At 36.3% G+C, this 18,660-nt stretch carries 16 protein-coding genes; 5 read left to right on the plus strand and 11 right to left on the minus strand.

What is annotated here, in order from left to right; genetic code table 11:
• Positions 1 to 9: 9 nt before the first annotated feature.
• The 9 genes from B6A32_RS01185 to B6A32_RS01225 all read right to left on the minus strand — a co-directional run bounded on the left by B6A32_RS01185 (position 10) and on the right by B6A32_RS01225 (position 11,306).
• Positions 10 to 1,617, minus strand: coding sequence for a hypothetical protein (locus tag B6A32_RS01185; protein ID WP_085300932.1), 1,608 nt, complete (start codon positions 1,615 to 1,617; stop codon positions 10 to 12).
• Between the two features lie 2 nt (positions 1,618 to 1,619).
• Entirely contained in the window at positions 1,620 to 1,979 is a 360-nt protein-coding gene (locus tag B6A32_RS01190; protein WP_085300933.1) for a hypothetical protein, read from the minus strand.
• A 267-nt stretch (positions 1,980 to 2,246) separates the two neighbouring features.
• The gene (locus tag B6A32_RS01195; RefSeq protein WP_085300934.1) at positions 2,247 to 4,550 is read right to left on the minus strand and encodes a hypothetical protein; all 2,304 of its coding nucleotides are present in this window, start codon (positions 4,548 to 4,550) and stop codon (positions 2,247 to 2,249) included.
• Positions 4,550 to 5,980 carry a glycerophosphodiester phosphodiesterase gene (locus B6A32_RS01200; RefSeq protein ID WP_085301512.1) on the minus strand — a complete coding sequence of 477 codons (1,431 nt, stop codon included), beginning with the start codon at positions 5,978 to 5,980 and terminating at the stop codon, positions 4,550 to 4,552. Before B6A32_RS01200 ends, B6A32_RS01195 begins: the two co-directional genes overlap by 1 nt.
• 22 nt (positions 5,981 to 6,002) lie before the next feature.
• Positions 6,003 to 8,216 (minus strand): recombinase family protein, encoded by a 2,214-nt coding sequence (locus B6A32_RS01205; protein ID WP_085300935.1) that lies wholly within the window; start codon positions 8,214 to 8,216, stop codon positions 6,003 to 6,005.
• A gap of 1 nt (position 8,217) precedes the next feature.
• A complete protein-coding gene (locus tag B6A32_RS01210) occupies positions 8,218 to 9,114 on the minus strand; it encodes a M61 family metallopeptidase (RefSeq protein WP_085300936.1) in 897 nt (298 codons plus the stop codon).
• Positions 9,115 to 9,229: 115 nt separating this feature from the next.
• Positions 9,230 to 10,090, minus strand: coding sequence for a formyltetrahydrofolate deformylase (purU, locus tag B6A32_RS01215; RefSeq protein ID WP_085300937.1), 861 nt, complete (start codon positions 10,088 to 10,090; stop codon positions 9,230 to 9,232).
• Positions 10,091 to 10,173: 83 nt separating this feature from the next.
• On the minus strand, positions 10,174 to 10,419 hold the full coding sequence (locus tag B6A32_RS01220; protein ID WP_085300938.1) for a VF530 family protein: 246 nt from the start codon (positions 10,417 to 10,419) through the stop codon (positions 10,174 to 10,176).
• A 158-nt stretch (positions 10,420 to 10,577) separates the two neighbouring features.
• On the minus strand, positions 10,578 to 11,306 hold the full coding sequence (locus B6A32_RS01225; RefSeq protein WP_085300939.1) for a glutathione peroxidase: 729 nt from the start codon (positions 11,304 to 11,306) through the stop codon (positions 10,578 to 10,580).
• 325 nt (positions 11,307 to 11,631) lie between these two features.
• Between B6A32_RS01225 and hutG the strand changes: the two genes are divergently transcribed.
• Both hutG and B6A32_RS01235 read left to right on the plus strand, forming a co-directional pair.
• Positions 11,632 to 12,444: an N-formylglutamate deformylase gene (gene hutG, locus B6A32_RS01230; RefSeq protein WP_085300940.1), complete on the plus strand. Its 813-nt coding sequence runs from the start codon at positions 11,632 to 11,634 to the stop codon at positions 12,442 to 12,444.
• An 11-nt stretch (positions 12,445 to 12,455) separates the two neighbouring features.
• Positions 12,456 to 13,820, plus strand: coding sequence for a formimidoylglutamate deiminase (locus B6A32_RS01235; RefSeq protein ID WP_085300941.1), 1,365 nt, complete (start codon positions 12,456 to 12,458; stop codon positions 13,818 to 13,820).
• Positions 13,821 to 13,976: 156 nt separating this feature from the next.
• Here B6A32_RS01235 and B6A32_RS01240 read toward each other — a convergent pair whose 3' ends face one another.
• Positions 13,977 to 14,333: a hypothetical protein gene (locus tag B6A32_RS01240; protein WP_085300942.1), complete on the minus strand. Its 357-nt coding sequence runs from the start codon at positions 14,331 to 14,333 to the stop codon at positions 13,977 to 13,979.
• A gap of 232 nt (positions 14,334 to 14,565) precedes the next feature.
• On the opposite strand from B6A32_RS01240, the gene ccoG reads away from it, so the two are divergent.
• Genes ccoG through B6A32_RS01255 form a run of 3 tightly spaced genes read left to right on the plus strand, consistent with a single transcriptional unit; the run spans position 14,566 to position 17,661 of the window.
• Positions 14,566 to 15,999, plus strand: a complete 1,434-nt coding sequence (gene ccoG / locus B6A32_RS01245; protein ID WP_233131289.1) for a cytochrome c oxidase accessory protein CcoG — start codon at positions 14,566 to 14,568, stop codon at positions 15,997 to 15,999.
• Positions 15,999 to 16,976 (plus strand): serine/threonine protein kinase, encoded by a 978-nt coding sequence (locus B6A32_RS01250; protein ID WP_085300943.1) that lies wholly within the window; start codon positions 15,999 to 16,001, stop codon positions 16,974 to 16,976. The genes ccoG and B6A32_RS01250 overlap by 1 nt, the downstream gene beginning before the upstream one ends.
• 52 nt (positions 16,977 to 17,028) lie before the next feature.
• Positions 17,029 to 17,661: a DsbA family protein gene (locus B6A32_RS01255; RefSeq protein ID WP_085300944.1), complete on the plus strand. Its 633-nt coding sequence runs from the start codon at positions 17,029 to 17,031 to the stop codon at positions 17,659 to 17,661.
• A gap of 233 nt (positions 17,662 to 17,894) precedes the next feature.
• Here B6A32_RS01255 and B6A32_RS01260 read toward each other — a convergent pair whose 3' ends face one another.
• A complete protein-coding gene (locus B6A32_RS01260; protein WP_085300945.1) occupies positions 17,895 to 18,560 on the minus strand; it encodes a TVP38/TMEM64 family protein in 666 nt (221 codons plus the stop codon).
• Between the last annotated feature and the right edge of the window lie 100 nt (positions 18,561 to 18,660).

The following is an 18,660-nucleotide window of genomic DNA, read 5'->3' on the forward strand; positions in this document are numbered from 1 at the left end:
GTAAATACCTTACTCCAGCGACTTAAATCCAAGGTATTTATTGAGTGCTGGAATTTTAATCTTTGCTAGTTGCCCTTTTAACCTTGAGTGAATGTCGCGTCTTGAACGCATAATGACTATTAACATTGATACTAATAATAAGTTAAAGCCAAAGTTTATCCACAGTTGCCAGTGGGAAGGTGAAAAACCTGCCCAAATTTCGTTTACAACTGGTTTGGAGAATTGAACATTAAGAATATATATAAAAAAAGTACTAACCAACCACCAACGACAGAGTTTCCACTTACCAATAGTTTTAGGAGAAGACAGCATTTTCATTAAAAGGTATCCAACAATTACGCCACCAATAGCTGATGAAGCAACTGTATTTCCCCCTATTCCTCGAAAAGAATCGAAGTAAAAATCGAAGTGCTGAACTAGTAATTCCACTCCAAGATTTTGAAAAGTCAGAGGTCCGCCTCCTTGGATTGCATCTAATATGCTTAACCCAACCGTTAATGCCATAAAAAAAACAAACCACAGTAAGCTTTTGGCAATAAAAGAAAATATAGAGACTTTATTGGCTTTTCCCTGTTTGTAGCCTTTAGCATAGGTTAAGAAACATTGCCTAGTTTGCTCTGCAATGTCACTTGTTACGCTAGACGTTTGTATATGGCGAAACTCTATGCTGTCGATAGGCTTTTTACAGTTCTGCCCTATGTCATCACCAAATTTAGCGTTAAATAACAATTGTGCAGCGGTTTCATCCCTACTATCTATTAATTCTAACTCATGTATAACTGCCGTATTAAATATCCCTGAGAGGGATTCAACCATATAGTTTGAACCAATAAATGTCGATAATTTAGGTGCTTGGTTTGACACACTCGTTTGGCATTGAGTTAATTGAATATTACCGTACACAAATATCCGACATCCTTTTTGGGGAATAAAATCTTGTTTATATGTTTCTTTATCCCAAGTTATTTGCTGATGTAACTGACAATAATCAGGTGATTGTTCGGACACTTTTTTCACATACCCATCAAACCAAGCCATTGACGTGCCATCTGGACAGCTATATTTGTTTACTCTTTGGGCTGTAACATAAACGATATATTTAGTAACGAAGCCTCCATGGCCTTTACATGAATCACATGTTTTTTCATAATTTTCAGCTATTTCTCTTGTTCTCCTTTCTCCCGAAGCGTTTGTATATGATTCTGTTCGATATTTAGTCCCGTGAACTCGCCCACTACTATTACAGGTAGTGCAACGCTCTGAATAGCTTGACTCTATTTCAAAAAGTGGACAACTGGTGTGATCAAAGAAATAGAATGGACTTTCTTGTAAAACTTCGTTCAGGCGCACTTGGGCTTGAGTATCGTTCTGCTCGTTAGCTAAATTGTGGTACTGATTTATCCAGCTTTTAAATTCGCTATAGGTTTGACTGACACCGTGTGCGTGCGATCCAGGACGGGTGCTTTTTACTTTATAGTCAGCCGTGATACGAATTGCTTGTTCTATACGAACGGTTTGTTCTTCGTATTTTACGTCATCAACTTTAAAAGTTAAATTATTTTGGCCTAGTGTGTTAACTGCTTCTTGATCGAGTCTATCAATAATCATACTTTCCACAATTAACTTCCTTGTTTTGGCTTTAAAGTAATATCTCTAACATAGAAATGTTGATTTAATTTCACAACTTTTTTCTTTTTTTGATAGCCCTGAGAAGAAACTTCAATAATATACTCCCCCTCAGGTAATAGCATGTATCTTTCATATTTCTGCTTAATATTCATTATTTTAATATCTGCATAAATAGGCCAAGTATTTATAACTAAAGGGAACTCTTTTTCTTTTGTCTCTTTATGAGAAAAAGATGAAGTCTTGGAATATTTCCGATCTATATCACTAGGAGCTGAAGTAGATATTTTGTAAGTAATAAAGGAGGCTAGGAGAATCAGCCAAATGCCGAATAACTGAGGAATAGATAACACGCTGCAAACATCCTTATTATAATAATTGAACACTAAAATACATTGCCAGAGAGCTAATTGTCAATTAAAACAAGTACCTGATGTTGTATGTTAAACAAAATTTTTATATCTTTTGCTTAACTGATTATTGGTAGACAACAAAGCGACTAAAGCTGTCAACCATGTGGTTGATTATATAGCATTAAAGTGCTCTAAGTGGAAAATAACCATATTATTTTCAGCACTATATCTTTAATACAATTTTTGATAGAACTTAAAGGTTCTAATTTAATGCAAAATGACTTCTAAGTTCTGTTCTCCTGCTAATAACTGATGCCATTCGCGATAGGTTTCGTATCCGTTAGCTGATACTTGTATATCGTAAGCCCCTGGCTTTAAATGCATTCCTGATTGATATTTAGGAGCAATATTCATAATTCGAATTGTCGTATTCTCGACATTAGGCAAGATAGTTAGACGTGTTATTCCTTTTATTACGTCTTTCATATTTTTCTTTTGATTATTAGAAAGCTGCCACTGAGGAAGTTGCTCATCTAACTTAGCTAAAACATGAATAAATGGCTTGGTATTTTGATAAATATTTGTTTTATTTTCAAAGGCTAATCCCATAGGGTGCAATACAGGTTGGGCATGCAATGTCCAACGTAGTGCATATGAAAACACCGAATTACTAGCATTTTCAACCTTGACTAAAAAATAATTCACGGGGCTATTTGTTTGTGCTGTAAATTGATTGCCAACCAACATGACAGGTAAAATAATTAATAAAATAGGGGGTAATGACTTAATTGCAAATGTAACACTTTTTCTTTGACCTTCTAGCCAGTTAGGTTTAATAACTTCGACTAATTTAACAGGTAGTTTAATGAGCGTTAAACAGATAAGAAATAAGCTAAGTGACATCGAAATAGGAGGAATAATTACAGACCTCAGAGCTTGCTTTCCTACTTCGGCATACTTTTCACCATCTTCAAAATGTTGCCTCGCATCTTCTATCATATCTAGATAACGCTGTGTTCGTTTTTCAATATTTGGATCTAGAACATAACGTTTAAAGTTTGCTTGATTCCAGTCAGATTTGATGTTGTGTACATAGGTGTCGCCCATTTGTAATTTAATTTTCTTTTGTACACTAGGGTGAAGCTGAAATGAATCCCAATCAAGGTTTATTGGTAAGTCTAATCCTTTCTTCTTCATTGCTTGCTGCCACTGTTTATCGGCATCGGCTTTAACTTTATTAGCCACTGACTGAGCAAATTCATTACGATTAGTAATTTTCCAATTTTTAGAGAGGGTTAACCCTTTTTCAGTAAGCGATTTACGTATGCGCTGTTGAGTTACATTATGCGTTCTAAAAGTCGTCAAGGTTTGAATCCCCATAGGGTAGCCTGTTTCACTTTTAAATTGCGCCTGAAAATTAGGATGTTGTAAAATTTTTAACTGATAATGCTCAGGATCATCCGTATATTTATATCGCTTATCTTTTATTCCGCCGTCACCTCCAGTAGCTAAACTTAAACCTTGCATTACAGTAGTGAGGCCACCAGTAAGCAAACCTGAAAGCAGAGTATTTGCTGTATTCTCCAAGCCACTTACATCTTCCACAATAAGCCAATAACTCGGCTCCACATAACCTAGACCCGCTTTATCAATTTCCCTTTTATATCTCGCATGCAATCGTTCAATACACTTGGCTTTTCGGCTTCTTTGAGAATACTTTTTATATTTCTCAGAGCAGCGATTTGTTGATTCATGGTATTGATATATTTTAGGACCATATTTTTGCGCTCTGGCTTCAGCGCGAGCAATAAATGTTTTGTTCGCTTGTTGGTATTTTTCCCATCCTTGATTGACTTCTTGCTCTACATTTTTCCAATAACCTTGCTCACGGTTAGGGATATCTGCGAGGGTTTGGTTATACTTATTGGAGCCTTTAGCATACTCGCTGTAGTTGCCTGAAAGTCGATCGTAAAGTGCTGAATAGTCTTGAAAATGTTGGGTAAAATCTTGATATGCTTTCTTTTGAACAAATTGTTTAATAATGTCTTTTTTATGGCTCTCTAGATTGTCAGCTAAAGTTTCGTCAGCATATAGTAATCCACCAAATAGAGCTAAAAAGGTTAGGTTTTCTGACGTTTTCATCTCTTGTGCGTCATACTCTAAGTCGGCTACTTCTAATGCATTAATTGCTAAAGCATCTCGAAACACAGCACTTAAAACTGCGTATTCCCGCTCTTGTGAACTTGAAGGAGCGATTAGTAAATTTTCTACTAGTGCTTTTTGACCAAAATAAACCGTTGGCCATATGATTGCTGCAAGGATTAAAAGCGATATGACACCTTTGCTTGTGCTTTTATAAAATTTGGCAGGCAATAAATCGGCGATTAATAAAGTGACTCCTATTCCTGAAATAGCTCTCCCATAAATTTCTAACTGTTCAAGAGCACTTTCTTCTGGAGTACCTAAGCCAATAAGAGAGACTAATTGGGCATTAAAAATGGCTTCAGGTATCAGGTATGCGGCACTGAGTATTAAAAATGTTGCACGCCAAAATGTTGATTTTAACCTCATTATTTTTCGCTTCCTTTGCGTAATTCTATCTTAATTGCTTCTTCTGAACTGAGATTAACAGCAGAGCCTGCTTCTTTTTTTCCTGCCGTAGTGTTTAGGATCACAGGAGTGTATTTGAGTGCTGTAATTCTTTTGCCTATTGATTTTAATTGATCACCAATTGCTGGATATAAACCGCTATCAAAATAGAGGTTAATTTGATCTAGCCGCTCAAGATCAAGATCTTGTGGTAACATAGTCAAACGTTTGCTTAAGCCTGATATGGCAATATGTTTTTTCATTTCAGGCAATCCATATTCGCTACAAAAGCCATACAAAGTATCGTCAATAATTACTGAAGTTGGTCTACTTTTACTCTTTATGCTTAATAAAGATTTCGCATGATATGCTTGGCCGTTAATTGTATAAGTTGCAATAGGAATGCCTTGTTGGTCTACCAACCTTTTTATCTTGCTAGCACGTTGCCCATACTGACGAATATCCATTGCTAATCCGTAGTTATTTTTCAATGATTTTTTCAATTTAGCCATACCAAGAACATCGTCATAGCGATACTCCTTATAACGGCGACTTGCCACTCCTGCTAAGTCTTCAAGTAAGCTTTTGTTGCGTAAAAATATGGGATCAGCCCCCGCACCTTTTTCAAGATCATTACGTAATACGGCCAGTGAACGATTTGCTGGACTTTGAATAAACGACAAAAACACACTTGAGTTAATATCCCGCATTCTGGAGAGGTTTTTTAGTGTTAAGCTAGAATAAAAATAACGCCCTTGTCCAATAAGTTTGAAAGCTAAATAATCCAACATTTCCAAATCTCGGATAGATGCTTTAGTTTTTATTTCAATATTTAAAAGCTGTTTTGATTTTGCGTTACGAGAAAATGCGCTTGCAATTTGCCTAAAGCTTGGTGGTAATGTACTAAGTAGGCGACCTGTATTTTGATCTCTAATACGTAAATATCCCCATTCCTTTTCATATCTAAGAGATTCAATTTTACGCCGTTTATTATCTACTGTACCTGTTTCACGCCCTGTTTGAGCATCATGGTGAACAACCCAAACATCATCTCTTGTAACCCTTACATCTATTTCTACGACATCAAAGTTATTATCTAAAGCATCTATTAAAGCGTTAACCGAATTTTCAGGGTGTCTCACCGCACCACGATGACTTTGCACTTGATAGTTTGCACATTGCGGGGCATTGATATAATTAATATTACCTAACCGAGATTTATAAAATCCTCGTGCAGCTAACGCTTTTGAAAGCGATGAAGTCTGTTGTTGAGTAGCAGAGTTATCATTTGTGCTTTTGGAACGACTAGATTGTTTAGATGTACTGGAACAACTACTAATGAGTATAAGAGCTAAAAGGATAGAAAAAATTTTGCATATATCATTACTTGTTAGGAGATGCTTTAAATTCATTGGTAATAGGGTCCTTTCAGAATTACTTTGTAATATTCTCATAATATGGATTCTCTTTTACAGGCTTTTTAGGCTCAGGAATTTTAAATAATTCAGGGTATTTACCTAAAATAAAATGGGGAGGGTGAACCGTATCTACTTGTTTGATTTTCCAATCGTCAAACATTGAATCAATTTTGTTGAAATGATCGGTAATGCTTTTAAATTTATCAATGTTTTGTACGCCTGAAACTTGAATATCTAGCTCTTTACCTGCGACTAATTTCTGAATTTGCTCTGTAGCTAGTTTAAAAATACTGTCAAACACTGAATCATCATACGGTTCAATTTCTTCACGATCTTGACCAAATTTTAAATATTTATTTTCCTGATAATATTTATTGTTGAGTCTAATTGCTCGATTAATTTTATGAATATAATCAAGATCAGGGTGCATTTTATTTCTTATCATAACTATATGTTCTGATGAAAATTCTGCACTTGCCTCATAAAAGCTTTTATCTACAGGAAAGCGAACTAAAAAGGTTTCAGAAAAGTCGTCAGGGTTTATATCAAACACCACCTGATCATCGACAATTGATAAAGTTGATAAAAATGCTTTTCTAAGTTTATTTTTGTTCAATAAGATAGTGGCATATTTGTTATGACCATCGAGCAATATACCGTTTATTGATATTCTAATTAAGTTATGTAGTTTATGCTTTTGTTCAAAATCATCACTTTGCATAACTTGCTTGTATATATCGCACATATTATTGAGCGATTGATTTGCTAAACTTATGCTTTCATTAATCTCTAATATTTCACTTTTTAGCTTATCTTCTTGATTATCTATTGCCTGTAATAAAAGATTTTTTTCATCGATTTGTTTCGCTATTTGCTGAATATTGCCCGTTGTTATATTTGAACTTAATAACGTCAAATTTTCAATTTGTTGGTTAATCTCTAATTTCTTAGCATCAACTTTTTCTAATTCATTTTTAATTGAATTGACTCTCATGTTTCGATTTTTATTGTTAAACAACAAAGTAAAATTAATTTCTTTAATAAATTTAAAAAATAATTTTTCTAAGTAATCAAAACGAATAGGTTTATTTGTACAACCAGCTTTGTTCGCATAATCAATACACTTACAGTTTGGGTAAACTATTTTTCTTCCTGTTTTTTTATTGGTATAAGTGCTGGTGTAATGTGAAAAGTTTTTACCGCATTCTATACAAATCAATAACCCTGTGAAGATATTCCCTTTGTTACCAGTTCGCCCACCAATTCCTCGTTTTATTTTTTGCGGCTTTTTCCCATGATCTTTATTGTTAAATATAGTAATACATCGTTCTTCTGCTTTTTCTTGCGCTTTATTAAATAAAGTTTCAGAGATAATCGCAGGATAAAAATTTTCTATCTTTTCACCTGTAGGTGTTGATACTCGTCTTTTAGTTTCAGGATCTTCTTGCTTCGTGCAAATATCTAACTGTCCAAGAACTCGCTTATTTTTGAAAAGATTTACAATGCTGGATGTTTTCCACTTTCTACCCGTAAAAGAAAGTGTACCCTCTTCATTTAAAATAGAACAAATAGTGGGTTTACCGTACACAAGAGACATTTCAAAAATACGTTTAACAACTTCAACTTGTTCAGGGATTGGCTCTAATCGCCACTCGTTAGAATTTTCGATTTGAACCTGTTTAAACCATTTTGGGTGAGAATTTAACTTTCTACCAACACCATTTCGGTAACTTTTCCATTTTTCAGCATAAGCTTCTTTTATCCTGCTCGATTTAATTTCTGACTCCATATTTGCTCTAGATAATTGCATTAGAGCGAGCATAATGCTGTCAGGTGAGGCTTTTTGTTTGTATAACTGCTGATCACTTAATGTGATTACATTTACACCTTTATTTAATAATGAAAGAAAGCTTACTAAAGCTTCATGTGGATGTGCTCTTGAGTATCGATCTAAACTTTCCATGATCAAATAAAACGGTTTAGATTTAACATCAACCTTTTCATCTTCAATAGCTTGAACAAGTGCGCCCAATCCACCTTTAGTGAATTGTTCATCGTGATAAGCACTTTTTCCTAGGTCTTCAACTTCACTTAAAACTTCTAAGTCATGCCTTTCCTTGAATGTTTCAAATGATTCTTTTTGCCTTCTAAGACTATCGCCTTGGGCTTGTTCAATAGATGAAAATCGGCGATATGAAATCGCATTCCCTGATAATTTTTCTGTGATCATTCTAAGCAGCTAATGGAAGATTATTTATTTTGGTTAATTGTAGCACTGAATGGAAATATTCATGCGAGCATAAACTTAAGAATGTTTTGTAATTTTCAGTACGCTCTGATGATTTTTGCGCATTGGGTAAGTCGAAGCGGCTCGCTTGTAATATCGTTGAGTTTTTATGCTCTAAACCACCAAATCCGTTGGCGAGTAAATGGGTAATGAACCAATATTCTTTGAACGGCGCCTCACCGAACAAATTAATATGGTGCTGACATAACTTACTAACATCGTCGGCTAATTGTTGTGTGTCACCATAATGTTTACTGGTAAATACTAAGTGATGCACCACACCTTCTACGGTAAATTCAGTGCTATCGAACTCCCCAATGGCTACTGGGCAATCAATTAAATGTTGGTAGTTATCGGCAATATAATTACCGAACTGATACTTTTCTGTGCCTTTTTCTCGGGGTAACCCTGTAGCTACACGCCACTGATTATGTTCAGCTAAGGCTGAGGGTTGTATTTTAAGCTGACAAGGTTGTGCGCTTAATTCTTCAACTTGTAAAAATGTTGAACTACCGTTGAAAAAACCACGTTGGCTGTCTAAATAGGCGGTGCGTACGGATAGATCGAAAGCGAATACTTGATAACGCACTTGTACTTGTTCATCACTTGCCTGTAATAACCAGGTTTGTTTGTCAGTTTTAGTTAATTCAATAACTTCACCTACACTGTTAACGGCAGCAATTTCGGTAATGTTTTTCGCAAAATCACGGATCATATAACTGCCCGGCAACCAAGCGGGTAGCGTTAGGGTATAGCTTTGATTTATCGTGCTTTTAAAAGACAGTAATACCTCAAATAAGTGACTATTTGGGTTAAGAGGAGAAATTTGATATTGGATCATATTGGCGCACAAATGTTGACTAGATATTTGTGCTCCAATGTAGCAGAGTTATTTCAATAAAACAGCCTGAAAATAAGCGTTAGCGGCGACTATTTAATATTCTTATTTTTTTAAGCTAGTTTAAAATAACGGTTTTGTCTTTATTGATACAAATACGTTGTTCGGCATGCATTTTTACCGCATGGCATAGCGCCGTAGCTTCTAAGTCGTGTCCTGAATGCACCATTTGCTCAATAGTAAAAGCATGATTGATCGGCTTGACTTCTTGCACAATAATCGGCCCTTCATCAAGGTCAGCGGTAACATAATGTGCAGTAGCACCAATGATTTTAACGCCGCGTTTATGTGCTTGATGATAAGGTTTTGCACCTTTAAAGCTAGGGAGAAATGAATGATGAATATTAATGGCTTGGCCGCGTAACTTATTACAAAGTTCATCGGATAATATTTGCATGTAACGAGCAAGTATTAATAAATTGCCATTATAGTGTTGATAAATGTCTAATAAGGCTTGCTCTTGCTGGGCTTTATTTTCTTTATTAACTGGTAAGTAATGAAAAGGTACATTGTGCCATTGTGCTAGCGCCTGACAGTCTTGATGATTTGAGGTTATCGCTACAATGTTTACCGGTAATACGCCGGCTTTCCATTTGGTTAATAACGACACTAAACAATGATCGTCTTTTGAAACTGCAATAACTACATTTGGAAAGTTTTCTTTTTTGCGCAGTTGATAATTCATGTTTAGTGGTTTTGCTAAGAGTTCAATGGCTTGGCTAAACTCTTCAAAACTTACCGTTAGTTCCCGATCATCAAAAGCAATGCGTGAAAAAAATGTATCGGTATAAGGGTCACTGTATTGGCTAGTTTCAGTAATAAACGCGCCATGTTCGAATAAGCTTTGGCTAACTTTTGCCAGTACGCCAGAAGTATCTGGGCATTGCCAAGTTAAAATATAGTGGTGGGTGTTTGTCATATTGAAAAAATTCTATGGTTATATGTATGTAGTTTTACATTTTACTGACTCATTGATAAATACTTTTGAGCTATATGTTAATGCTAATTGGCAGGCTCGTTTTCATCGCTGAATTTACTTTTATGTTGAATATAAAGTGTCTCAACTTTTTCTCTTGCCCAAGGGGTTTTTCTAAGAAATTTTAAGCTTGAGTTAATGCTGGGATCATCAGTAAAACAACGAATTTTTATTTCTTTGCCTAGATATGTAAAACCAAAGTGTTCAACTAATTGGGTAACAATGGTTTTTAACGTTATCCCGTGTAAAGGGTTGTAGGGTTGGTGATCCATATTTTAGGCCTTAACTAATTTGTACTCTACTCTACCACGGTGTGACTCAATAGGTAAAAACAAAAAACGACGCAGTGCGCCGTTTTATCAAGCTTTTAATTACATAATGATTAAGCTAAACAATGTGAGAATAAAGCTTAGCTTATTGGCCGTAATTTTTAACTAAAATAAGCTTCTAATGCTTCGCTACCGCCAATGTTTTTGCCATCGATAAATACTTGTGGAACAGTATCAGAATTAGTTATGGCTTTAAACATGGTTAAATTAACATCTTTACCTACTTCTAACTCTTCAAATGTTAAGCCTTTTTCAGTTAACAATGCTTTTGCTTTTTTACAGTATGGACAAGTTGGTTTACTAAATACGGTAATCGCAGATACTTGACATGCCGCAGGATTAATATGCTTTAACATAGTGTCAGCGTCTGAAACTTCAAACGGGTCGCCTGGTAAGTCAGGTTCGATGAACATTTTCTCAATAACGCCATTTTTCACTAGCATGGCATAACGCCAGCTACGCTTACCAAAGCCAATATCAGCTTTATCTACAAGCATGCCCATAGCATCAGTAAATTGCCCATTACCGTCTGGTATAAAGCTAATATTGTCAGCATCTTGAGCTTCAGCCCATGCATTCATAACGAAGGTGTCGTTAACAGACATACAAATAATTTCATCGACACCATTTTTAAATAGTGTTGGCGCTAATTCGTTGTATCGAGGTAAATGTGAAGATGAACAGGTAGGGGTAAAAGCACCAGGCAATGAAAAAACCACTACAGTTTTATTGTTAAAAATTTCATCACTAGTACGTGTTGTCCACTCGTCATTCGCTCTTAATGTGAATGTAACATTAGGGACTTTCTGTTGCTCTTTATTTTCTAACATAATGGCTCCGTTTATAGTTTATAAAATAGTAGTGTTGTTCGACATGCACTTATTATCGAATATGGCTGCTTATTAATAAAGTGATTAATATTGCACTTAATAATCAATAAAAGCGATTGATAACTAAGTTGTACACGATTTTATGTATGCAAACTATATTTAATGCTATTTATTCTGCTTGAAAGTAGCTTCAGTATTAATGCTAAGGGCAAATATTTCCAAGATGAATTTATCTTTAAAGACCGAAATGGTTTCCAGTTTTGCTTATGAAGTGGTAAATTATATTTAAAAAGTTGTATATACAATTTAAATTAAGAGGGATTATATGTCGAACAGCTACACGTTAATTAAAGGCTCTGTACCTTTACTTATTAGTATGCCGCACAACGGTGAAGCCATTCCAGATGCTATTGCTAAGGTGATGACAGATAAAGGGCGTGAAGTAGCCGATACTGACTGGTATATGGATCGTTTATACGCGTTTGCTAAAGAATTGGGTGCGTACATATTAATTCCTAAGTTTAGTCGTTACGTTGTTGACCTAAACCGTGATCCTGAAGGCGTTGATTTATATCCCGGCGCTAATAATACTGAACTTTGTCCAACGACAGCTTTTGACTTATCACCTTTGTACCAAGCCGGTTGTGAGCCTACTCCGGCGCAAATAAAGGAACGTGTAAAGTGCTATTGGCAACCGTATCATCAAGCTTTAGCGACAACAATGCAGGAAATCAAAGCTGAGTTTGGCCAAGCGTTGTTACTTGAAGCTCATTCAATTCTTTCACATGTACCGAGGTTTTTTCAGGGCCAATTACCTGATTTTAATTTTGGTAATGCTGACGGTAAAAGTTGTGCCGCTGAATTAATTTCAACGATAGCTAACTTAGATTACGCGCCTTATAGCATGGTATGCAATGGCCGATTTAAAGGCGGTTATATCACGCGAGCGTTCGGTAAACCTGATAACGGCTTCCATGCGCTTCAATTAGAGCTGTCGCAATTTACTTATATGAATGAACAAGCGATGACTTACGATGAAAAGTTGGCGCAGCAAGTACAACCTAAGCTTGAGACCTTAGTGAAGGCAATGATTGCTTTCACCCAAACAGCGCAGCCAAACAAAACTGTTACAGATTAATAGGTGAAATAATGAAACTGTTTGTCAAAAAAATATTGTTAGCTGATGGTTGGGCAAATGATAAAACCTTAACAATTGAACAAGGCATTATTACTGATATTACCTCTGGCTATGTCGCTGGCGCTGAACGTGCAAAAGGCGTGGTTATTCCGGGCATGGTCAACTGTCACTCTCATGCTTTTCAACGTGCTTTTGCAGGATTTAGTGAGCAAGGGAGCGAAGGCAATGACAGCTTTTGGACTTGGCGCAATATTATGTATAAATTTCTGGGGCAATTAAACGCGAAAGATGTGCAGGTTATTGCGAGTCAGCTTTATATTGAAATGCTGAAAACGGGCTATACCCGAGTTGCTGAGTTTCATTACCTTCATCATGAAATTGACGGTAAAAACCATGAAAACCTAGCCGCTATGGCGAAAGCTATTTTTGATGCCGCTAAAGATTCAGGTATAGGTTTAACATTACTACCAGTGTTGTATCGCTTTAGCGGTTTTGGCCCTGAGGTTGCTACTGATGGCCAAAAACGCTTTATTAATAGTGTGGAGCAGTTTAACGATTTAGTTAGCGAATGCTTTAATCTCGCAAAAAAACAAGACAACTGTAATGTCGGCATTGCACCGCACTCTTTGCGCGCAGTAGATAAAAGCTCATTGCTCGCGGCCGTTGAGCATGTTCGCATGCTCGATGCACAAGCACCTATTCATATCCACATTGCTGAGCAGCAAAAAGAAGTTGAAGACTGCTTAACGCATTATGGCCAAAGGCCTGTACAGTGGTTACTTAATAATGCTGAATTAGACAAAAACTGGTGTTTAATCCATGCAACGCATATCGACGAACAAGAGCGCCAAGGTATAATTGCCAGTAAAGCTATTGCAGGTATTTGCCCAACCACGGAAGCTAATTTAGGGGATGGCATATTCCCTACGGATGAATTTTTGCTGGAAAATGGCACTTTCGCTATTGGTTCTGATAGTCATATTTCAGTTAATCCTATTGAAGAGTTACGTTGGCTTGAATATGCACAGCGACTAAGTAAACAAAAGCGCGCATTGTTAGCGAATAACGAGCAGAAGTCGGTTGGACTAAACTTATGGCAAAAAGCTGCTGCCGGAGGTGCGCAAAGTACCAATAGTAATACGGGAGCATTAGCGATAAATAAACAAGCGGATTTATTAGTGTTAGATGATAGCCAATTACGCTTATTTGCTCACGATGATAAGCATTTACTCGATAGTATAATATTTGCAAGTCAACGCAACCCGATACTTGACGTTATGGTAAATGGACAGTGGATTATACGTGATACCGAACATGTTCTAGGGCAAGAGAGTGCAGAACGATTTGCACAGGTACTGGCGAAGTTATCGGCCTAGTTAGTTGTTTCGTTTGCTGCTTAGTTTTCTGGTTAGTTATCCGCTTAGATGTATTAATAAGTTGTGCAGTCTAGGTGGTTTTACTTGAGCTTAACGCAAACGTTAAACAAAGTATGACGATTAGCAAGCAGGCTAATCGTCATATATTAATGATGTTTATAATAAATTACTGTATTTACTAATGGTAAAGCAAACCTTAGTAAAATTATCGCGATGTAACTTTGGTGTTTGCTTTTTAGTTTTACAATGTTGCTCGTTAAAGTTTTTTACTTTTTCACGGCTACTGGTTATTTCTGTAACAAATGCTTTTTCTTGGCTGTTAAATTGGCCAAAATCCTTTACTAAATCTTGATAAATTTTATCTGATTTTAGACGAACTTTTGTGTCAGTTGCATCTGAAAAATAACTGAGTACTGTTTGTTTTTGTTTAAATAACCAGCTATTTAGCTCTTCATTAGGGTAATAATGAAAATATAATGCAGCGGCGACGATCAAGATCAATAATTTTTTCATACCTTGCCTTATAATCATGTGCGCGTACAAATAACATGTTGTTAGATGATGTTATTGAAGCTATTACACACAGTATTATCGATTTTTTAGACGAAATGCCATAAGAATAGCGCTAGAGTACTCAATTTTATACCTACAAAGCAATTCTTTACAATTTATTGCTAATTTTTTGATAAGAAATGCTAACTGATCCGTTATAATCAAATAGCCTTAATGTCTTAAAGGAACCGTTTTGAACTCTAAAGATAAAAACATTCAAGCTAGTCAGCAAATTCCAATTAAAAATGTTCAAATTCATCAGCCGGTTAAAAGTGAATCATATGCGCCTCGAGATCAAATTTATGTTCGAAAAGTAAAAGGCGTATTTCAACAACTTCGCAAGAAGATGAATTTTTTCTTTTTAGCATTATTTGCCGTTTTACCTTGGTTACAATATAACGGTCATCAAGCCATTTTATTTGATATAAGTGAGCAGCGCTTTACTTTGTGGAGCGTTACGCTTTGGCCGCAAGATTTAACCTTGCTGGCATGGATATTTATTCTTAGCGCATTCCTACTATTTTTTGTGACAACCTTTTTGGGCCGTGTATGGTGCGGTTACCTTTGCCCTCAAACAGTATGGACTTTTATTTTTATTTGGTTTGAAGAAAAAATAGAAGGTACTGCCAACCAGCGAAAAAAGCTTGATAGCCAAGCAATGAATGCAAATAAATTTTGGCGAAAAGCACTTAAACACTTCTGTTGGGGCTTTTTCTCTATTTTAACGGCTTTAACTTTCGCCGGTTACTTTGTGCCAATGCGTGAGGTATTCGTTGATTTCTTCACCTTTAACGCCTCGTTTGCCTTAGCGGCAACTGTATGGTTTTTTGCATTTTGTACTTATGGTAATGCTGGTTGGATGCGCGAAATTATGTGTTTACATATGTGTCCGTATGCACGTTTTCAATCAGCTATGTTTGATAAGGATACTTTAACGGTTTCATATGATGCAAAGCGTGGCGAAAATCGCGGACCACGTAGTCGAAAAGATGTACCAAAAGATGTTGGTTTAGGCGATTGTATCGATTGTAATTTATGTGTTCAGGTTTGCCCTACCGGTATTGATATTCGAAACGGGTTGCAATATGAGTGCATTAACTGTGGTGCCTGTGTAGATGCCTGTGATGATGTTATGGAACGTATGCGTTACGACAAAGGTTTAATACGCTACACGACCGAACATGAATTAGAAGGTAAGAAGGTTCATTTTGTACGTGGGAAACTCATAGGCTATGCGCTTGTTTTAATTGTAATGACCAGTTTGTTGGTGATTGAAATGGCTAACAGAGTACCGGTATCTTTAGACATTATTCGAGATAGAAACGAGCTAGCTAAAGAGAACTTTAACGGTGATATTGAGAATGTATATACGCTGAAAATACTGAATAAATCTCAAACAGATAATCACTATCGCTTGTCAATAAAAGGCATTGAAAATACTAAATGGCACGGCGAACAAGAAGTGTTTGTTAAGGCGGCTAAAGTGTTCACCTTACCCATTAGTATTTCAGTAGACCCATACGAATTAGAGGGTTATATGACAGATATAAGTTTTGTTGTTGAATTAGTATCAGACACGGATGAGGTTAAGCTTGAACATGAAAGCCGCTTCTTTAATAAGCGCTAATGTCAGTATTTGATTTTACCTCGCTATCGCCGGATTTAATTCTTGATGGTTTAGAAAGCACAGGCCTAATTGTTGATAGTGGTTTATTAGCATTAAATAGTTATGAAAACCGTGTTTATCAATTTCACGATATTGATAAAACAAAATATGTTACTAAGTTTTATCGTCCACAACGCTGGACTGAAGCGCAAATTAGAGAAGAACATAGGTTTTCTTTCGAACTAGCAGATAATGAATTACCGCTAGTAGCGCCAATGAAAATTAATGGTGAGTCTTTGTTTTCATATGAAGGCTATCACTTTGCAATATTTCCGTGTCGTGGTGGCCGAATTTTTGAGGTTGATAACTTAGACCAATTAGAATGGATGGGGCGTTTTCTCGGACGTATTCATGCCGTTGCCGCGAAAAATAATTTCACTGAACGACCTGCATTTAACAGTGAAGAAATGTTACAGCAGGCGCAATTGGTCATCGAAAAGTCTAATTTTGTTTCGCCTAGCTTAACATTGCCGTTCTTCACTATTTTAGAGCAAGTAATCAAGCTTGCGAGCCAGCAATATCAACCTACATCAGAAATTCGCCTTCATGGTGATTGTCATGCGGGTAACATTCTATGGACAGATAAAGGCCCTCACTTTGTTGATCTTGATGATTGCAGAACAGGGCCAGCAGTACAAGATATATGGATGATGCTCAGTGGTGACCGTCAACAACAGTTACTGCAGCTAGATACTATATTGTCAGGCTACGATGAATTTCATAGCTTTGAGACCAATCAATTGCCTTTAATTGAATCATTGCGTACTATGCGAGTAGTTAATTATATGGCTTGGCTATGCAAACGTTGGCAAGACCCTGCTTTTCCTCATAATTTTCCTTGGTTTAATACTGAGAAATATTGGGAACAACAAATTTTGATGCTAAAAGAGCAAATGTCGGCATTACAGCAGCCTCCGTTAAGCTTACTGCCTTATTAAGTCAGTTTAGCCATGTTATTTTTATTTTTTAATGATTAGGAAGTATATTTTTATGAAAAAGTTAGTGAGCGTATTCGCTTTAATGTTGTTACCAGTATTCGCATTCGCAGCAAATTATACTGAAGGCGAGCATTACACTAAAGTTAATGAAGAAATTACCGCTAAGCCAGAAGTACGCGAGTTTTTCTCATTTTATTGTCCTCATTGTTTTCAATTTGAACCATTTATGGCGAAGTTAAAAACCTCTATTCCAGAAGATACTAAGTTCGTAATGAACCACGTTGACTTTTTACGTGCTGCTTCTCCTAAAGTGCAAGGCATGTTAACTAAAGCTGTTGTTGTTGCGCACCAAATGGGTGTAGAGAAAAAAGTAATTGGCGCAATGTTCAATTATATACATATACAAAAAGCGGTATTTACATCAGAAAAAGATATTCGTAATGTTTTCGTTCTAAATGGTGCCGATGGCGAAAAATTCGATAAGTTGATGAAAAGCTTTGGTATGGTAAGTAAAGCGAAAGCTATGAAGAAGCAACAGAATTACTTTGCCAGCAAAGGTGCTTTAAAAGGCGTGCCAGCAGTAATTGTTAACGGTAAATACCGTGTTGATGCACAAGGCTTAGACCGCAATAACTTTGAGCAAGATTACATTAACCTAGTAAATTACTTATTAACGCTAAAATAAATAAGATTACTCAGGTGATATGAACAAGAGGCTACGGCCTCTTTTTTTATTGCCTGAACACTTATTGTCTAAACACATAATTATAAAAATCTAATTATAAACACCTAATCGCTAAGCACTTAAAAGTTAAAAGCTTAGTGCTGTTTGCTGTGTTTATAATGACGAGTTAATTGCGAGGAGATTCTCAATTAATCAGGGCTAAACCTTTCTTTTATATAAAACAGCCAAAGTGACTATTGCAAAGGTAAGTTGTGGTGATTTTTGCGATATAGGTAAGCACTTAGCAAGAGCGCGATGCCAAAAAGTATAACGCTGCTGATCAGTTGCTGCTGACCATTCACCTGCAATCCTGCTCCCATTAATGAGAATATGGTCATTTGCGGTATAAAACCGAGAGCGGAACCCAAAATATAGGGCGACACAGGTGTTCTAGCGGTTCCTGCAAGTACATTGGTTAAGAAATTAGAGCCGGCGGGCACTAGTCGAATAATTAGGGCTTTCATAAAAGTGTTGTGACGAAAAAAATAGCTTACTTTAGCTAAAGGTTGAGGATAGTTTTTCTCAACAAGGTTATGAAATAATTTTCGCGCCAAGAATAATGTCATTAAGCAGCCTATGATGGCGGATGTAGTAGCTACTAGCACACCAAAGCCAGCGCCAAATAGAAAGCCGGCACTTAATGCCGCAATTTGGCGTGGTAGCCCTATCGCTATTGCAGGAGCGAGTAGTAGACCAAATAGTAAAGCGCCAAATAAGGTTTTTGGTATGAGGGTATTCAAATATTGTTGAATATAATCGCCATAACTACCTAAAAATATTGTCGCTAAAGTAATTGCAAACAATAAAGACACAATTGTGGCGAACAAGGTTAATTTGGCGGCAGAATTATTATTAATCACGCGTAATCTTTATCATTTTAAATATCGTTGCTCACCAGTAAATACAGTAAAACTCTGCACATACGATGTGGTTATTTGTGATGGAAAATACACTGAAATT

The organism is Colwellia polaris, from assembly GCF_002104515.1.
Lineage (GTDB): Bacteria > Pseudomonadota > Gammaproteobacteria > Enterobacterales > Alteromonadaceae > Cognaticolwellia > Cognaticolwellia polaris.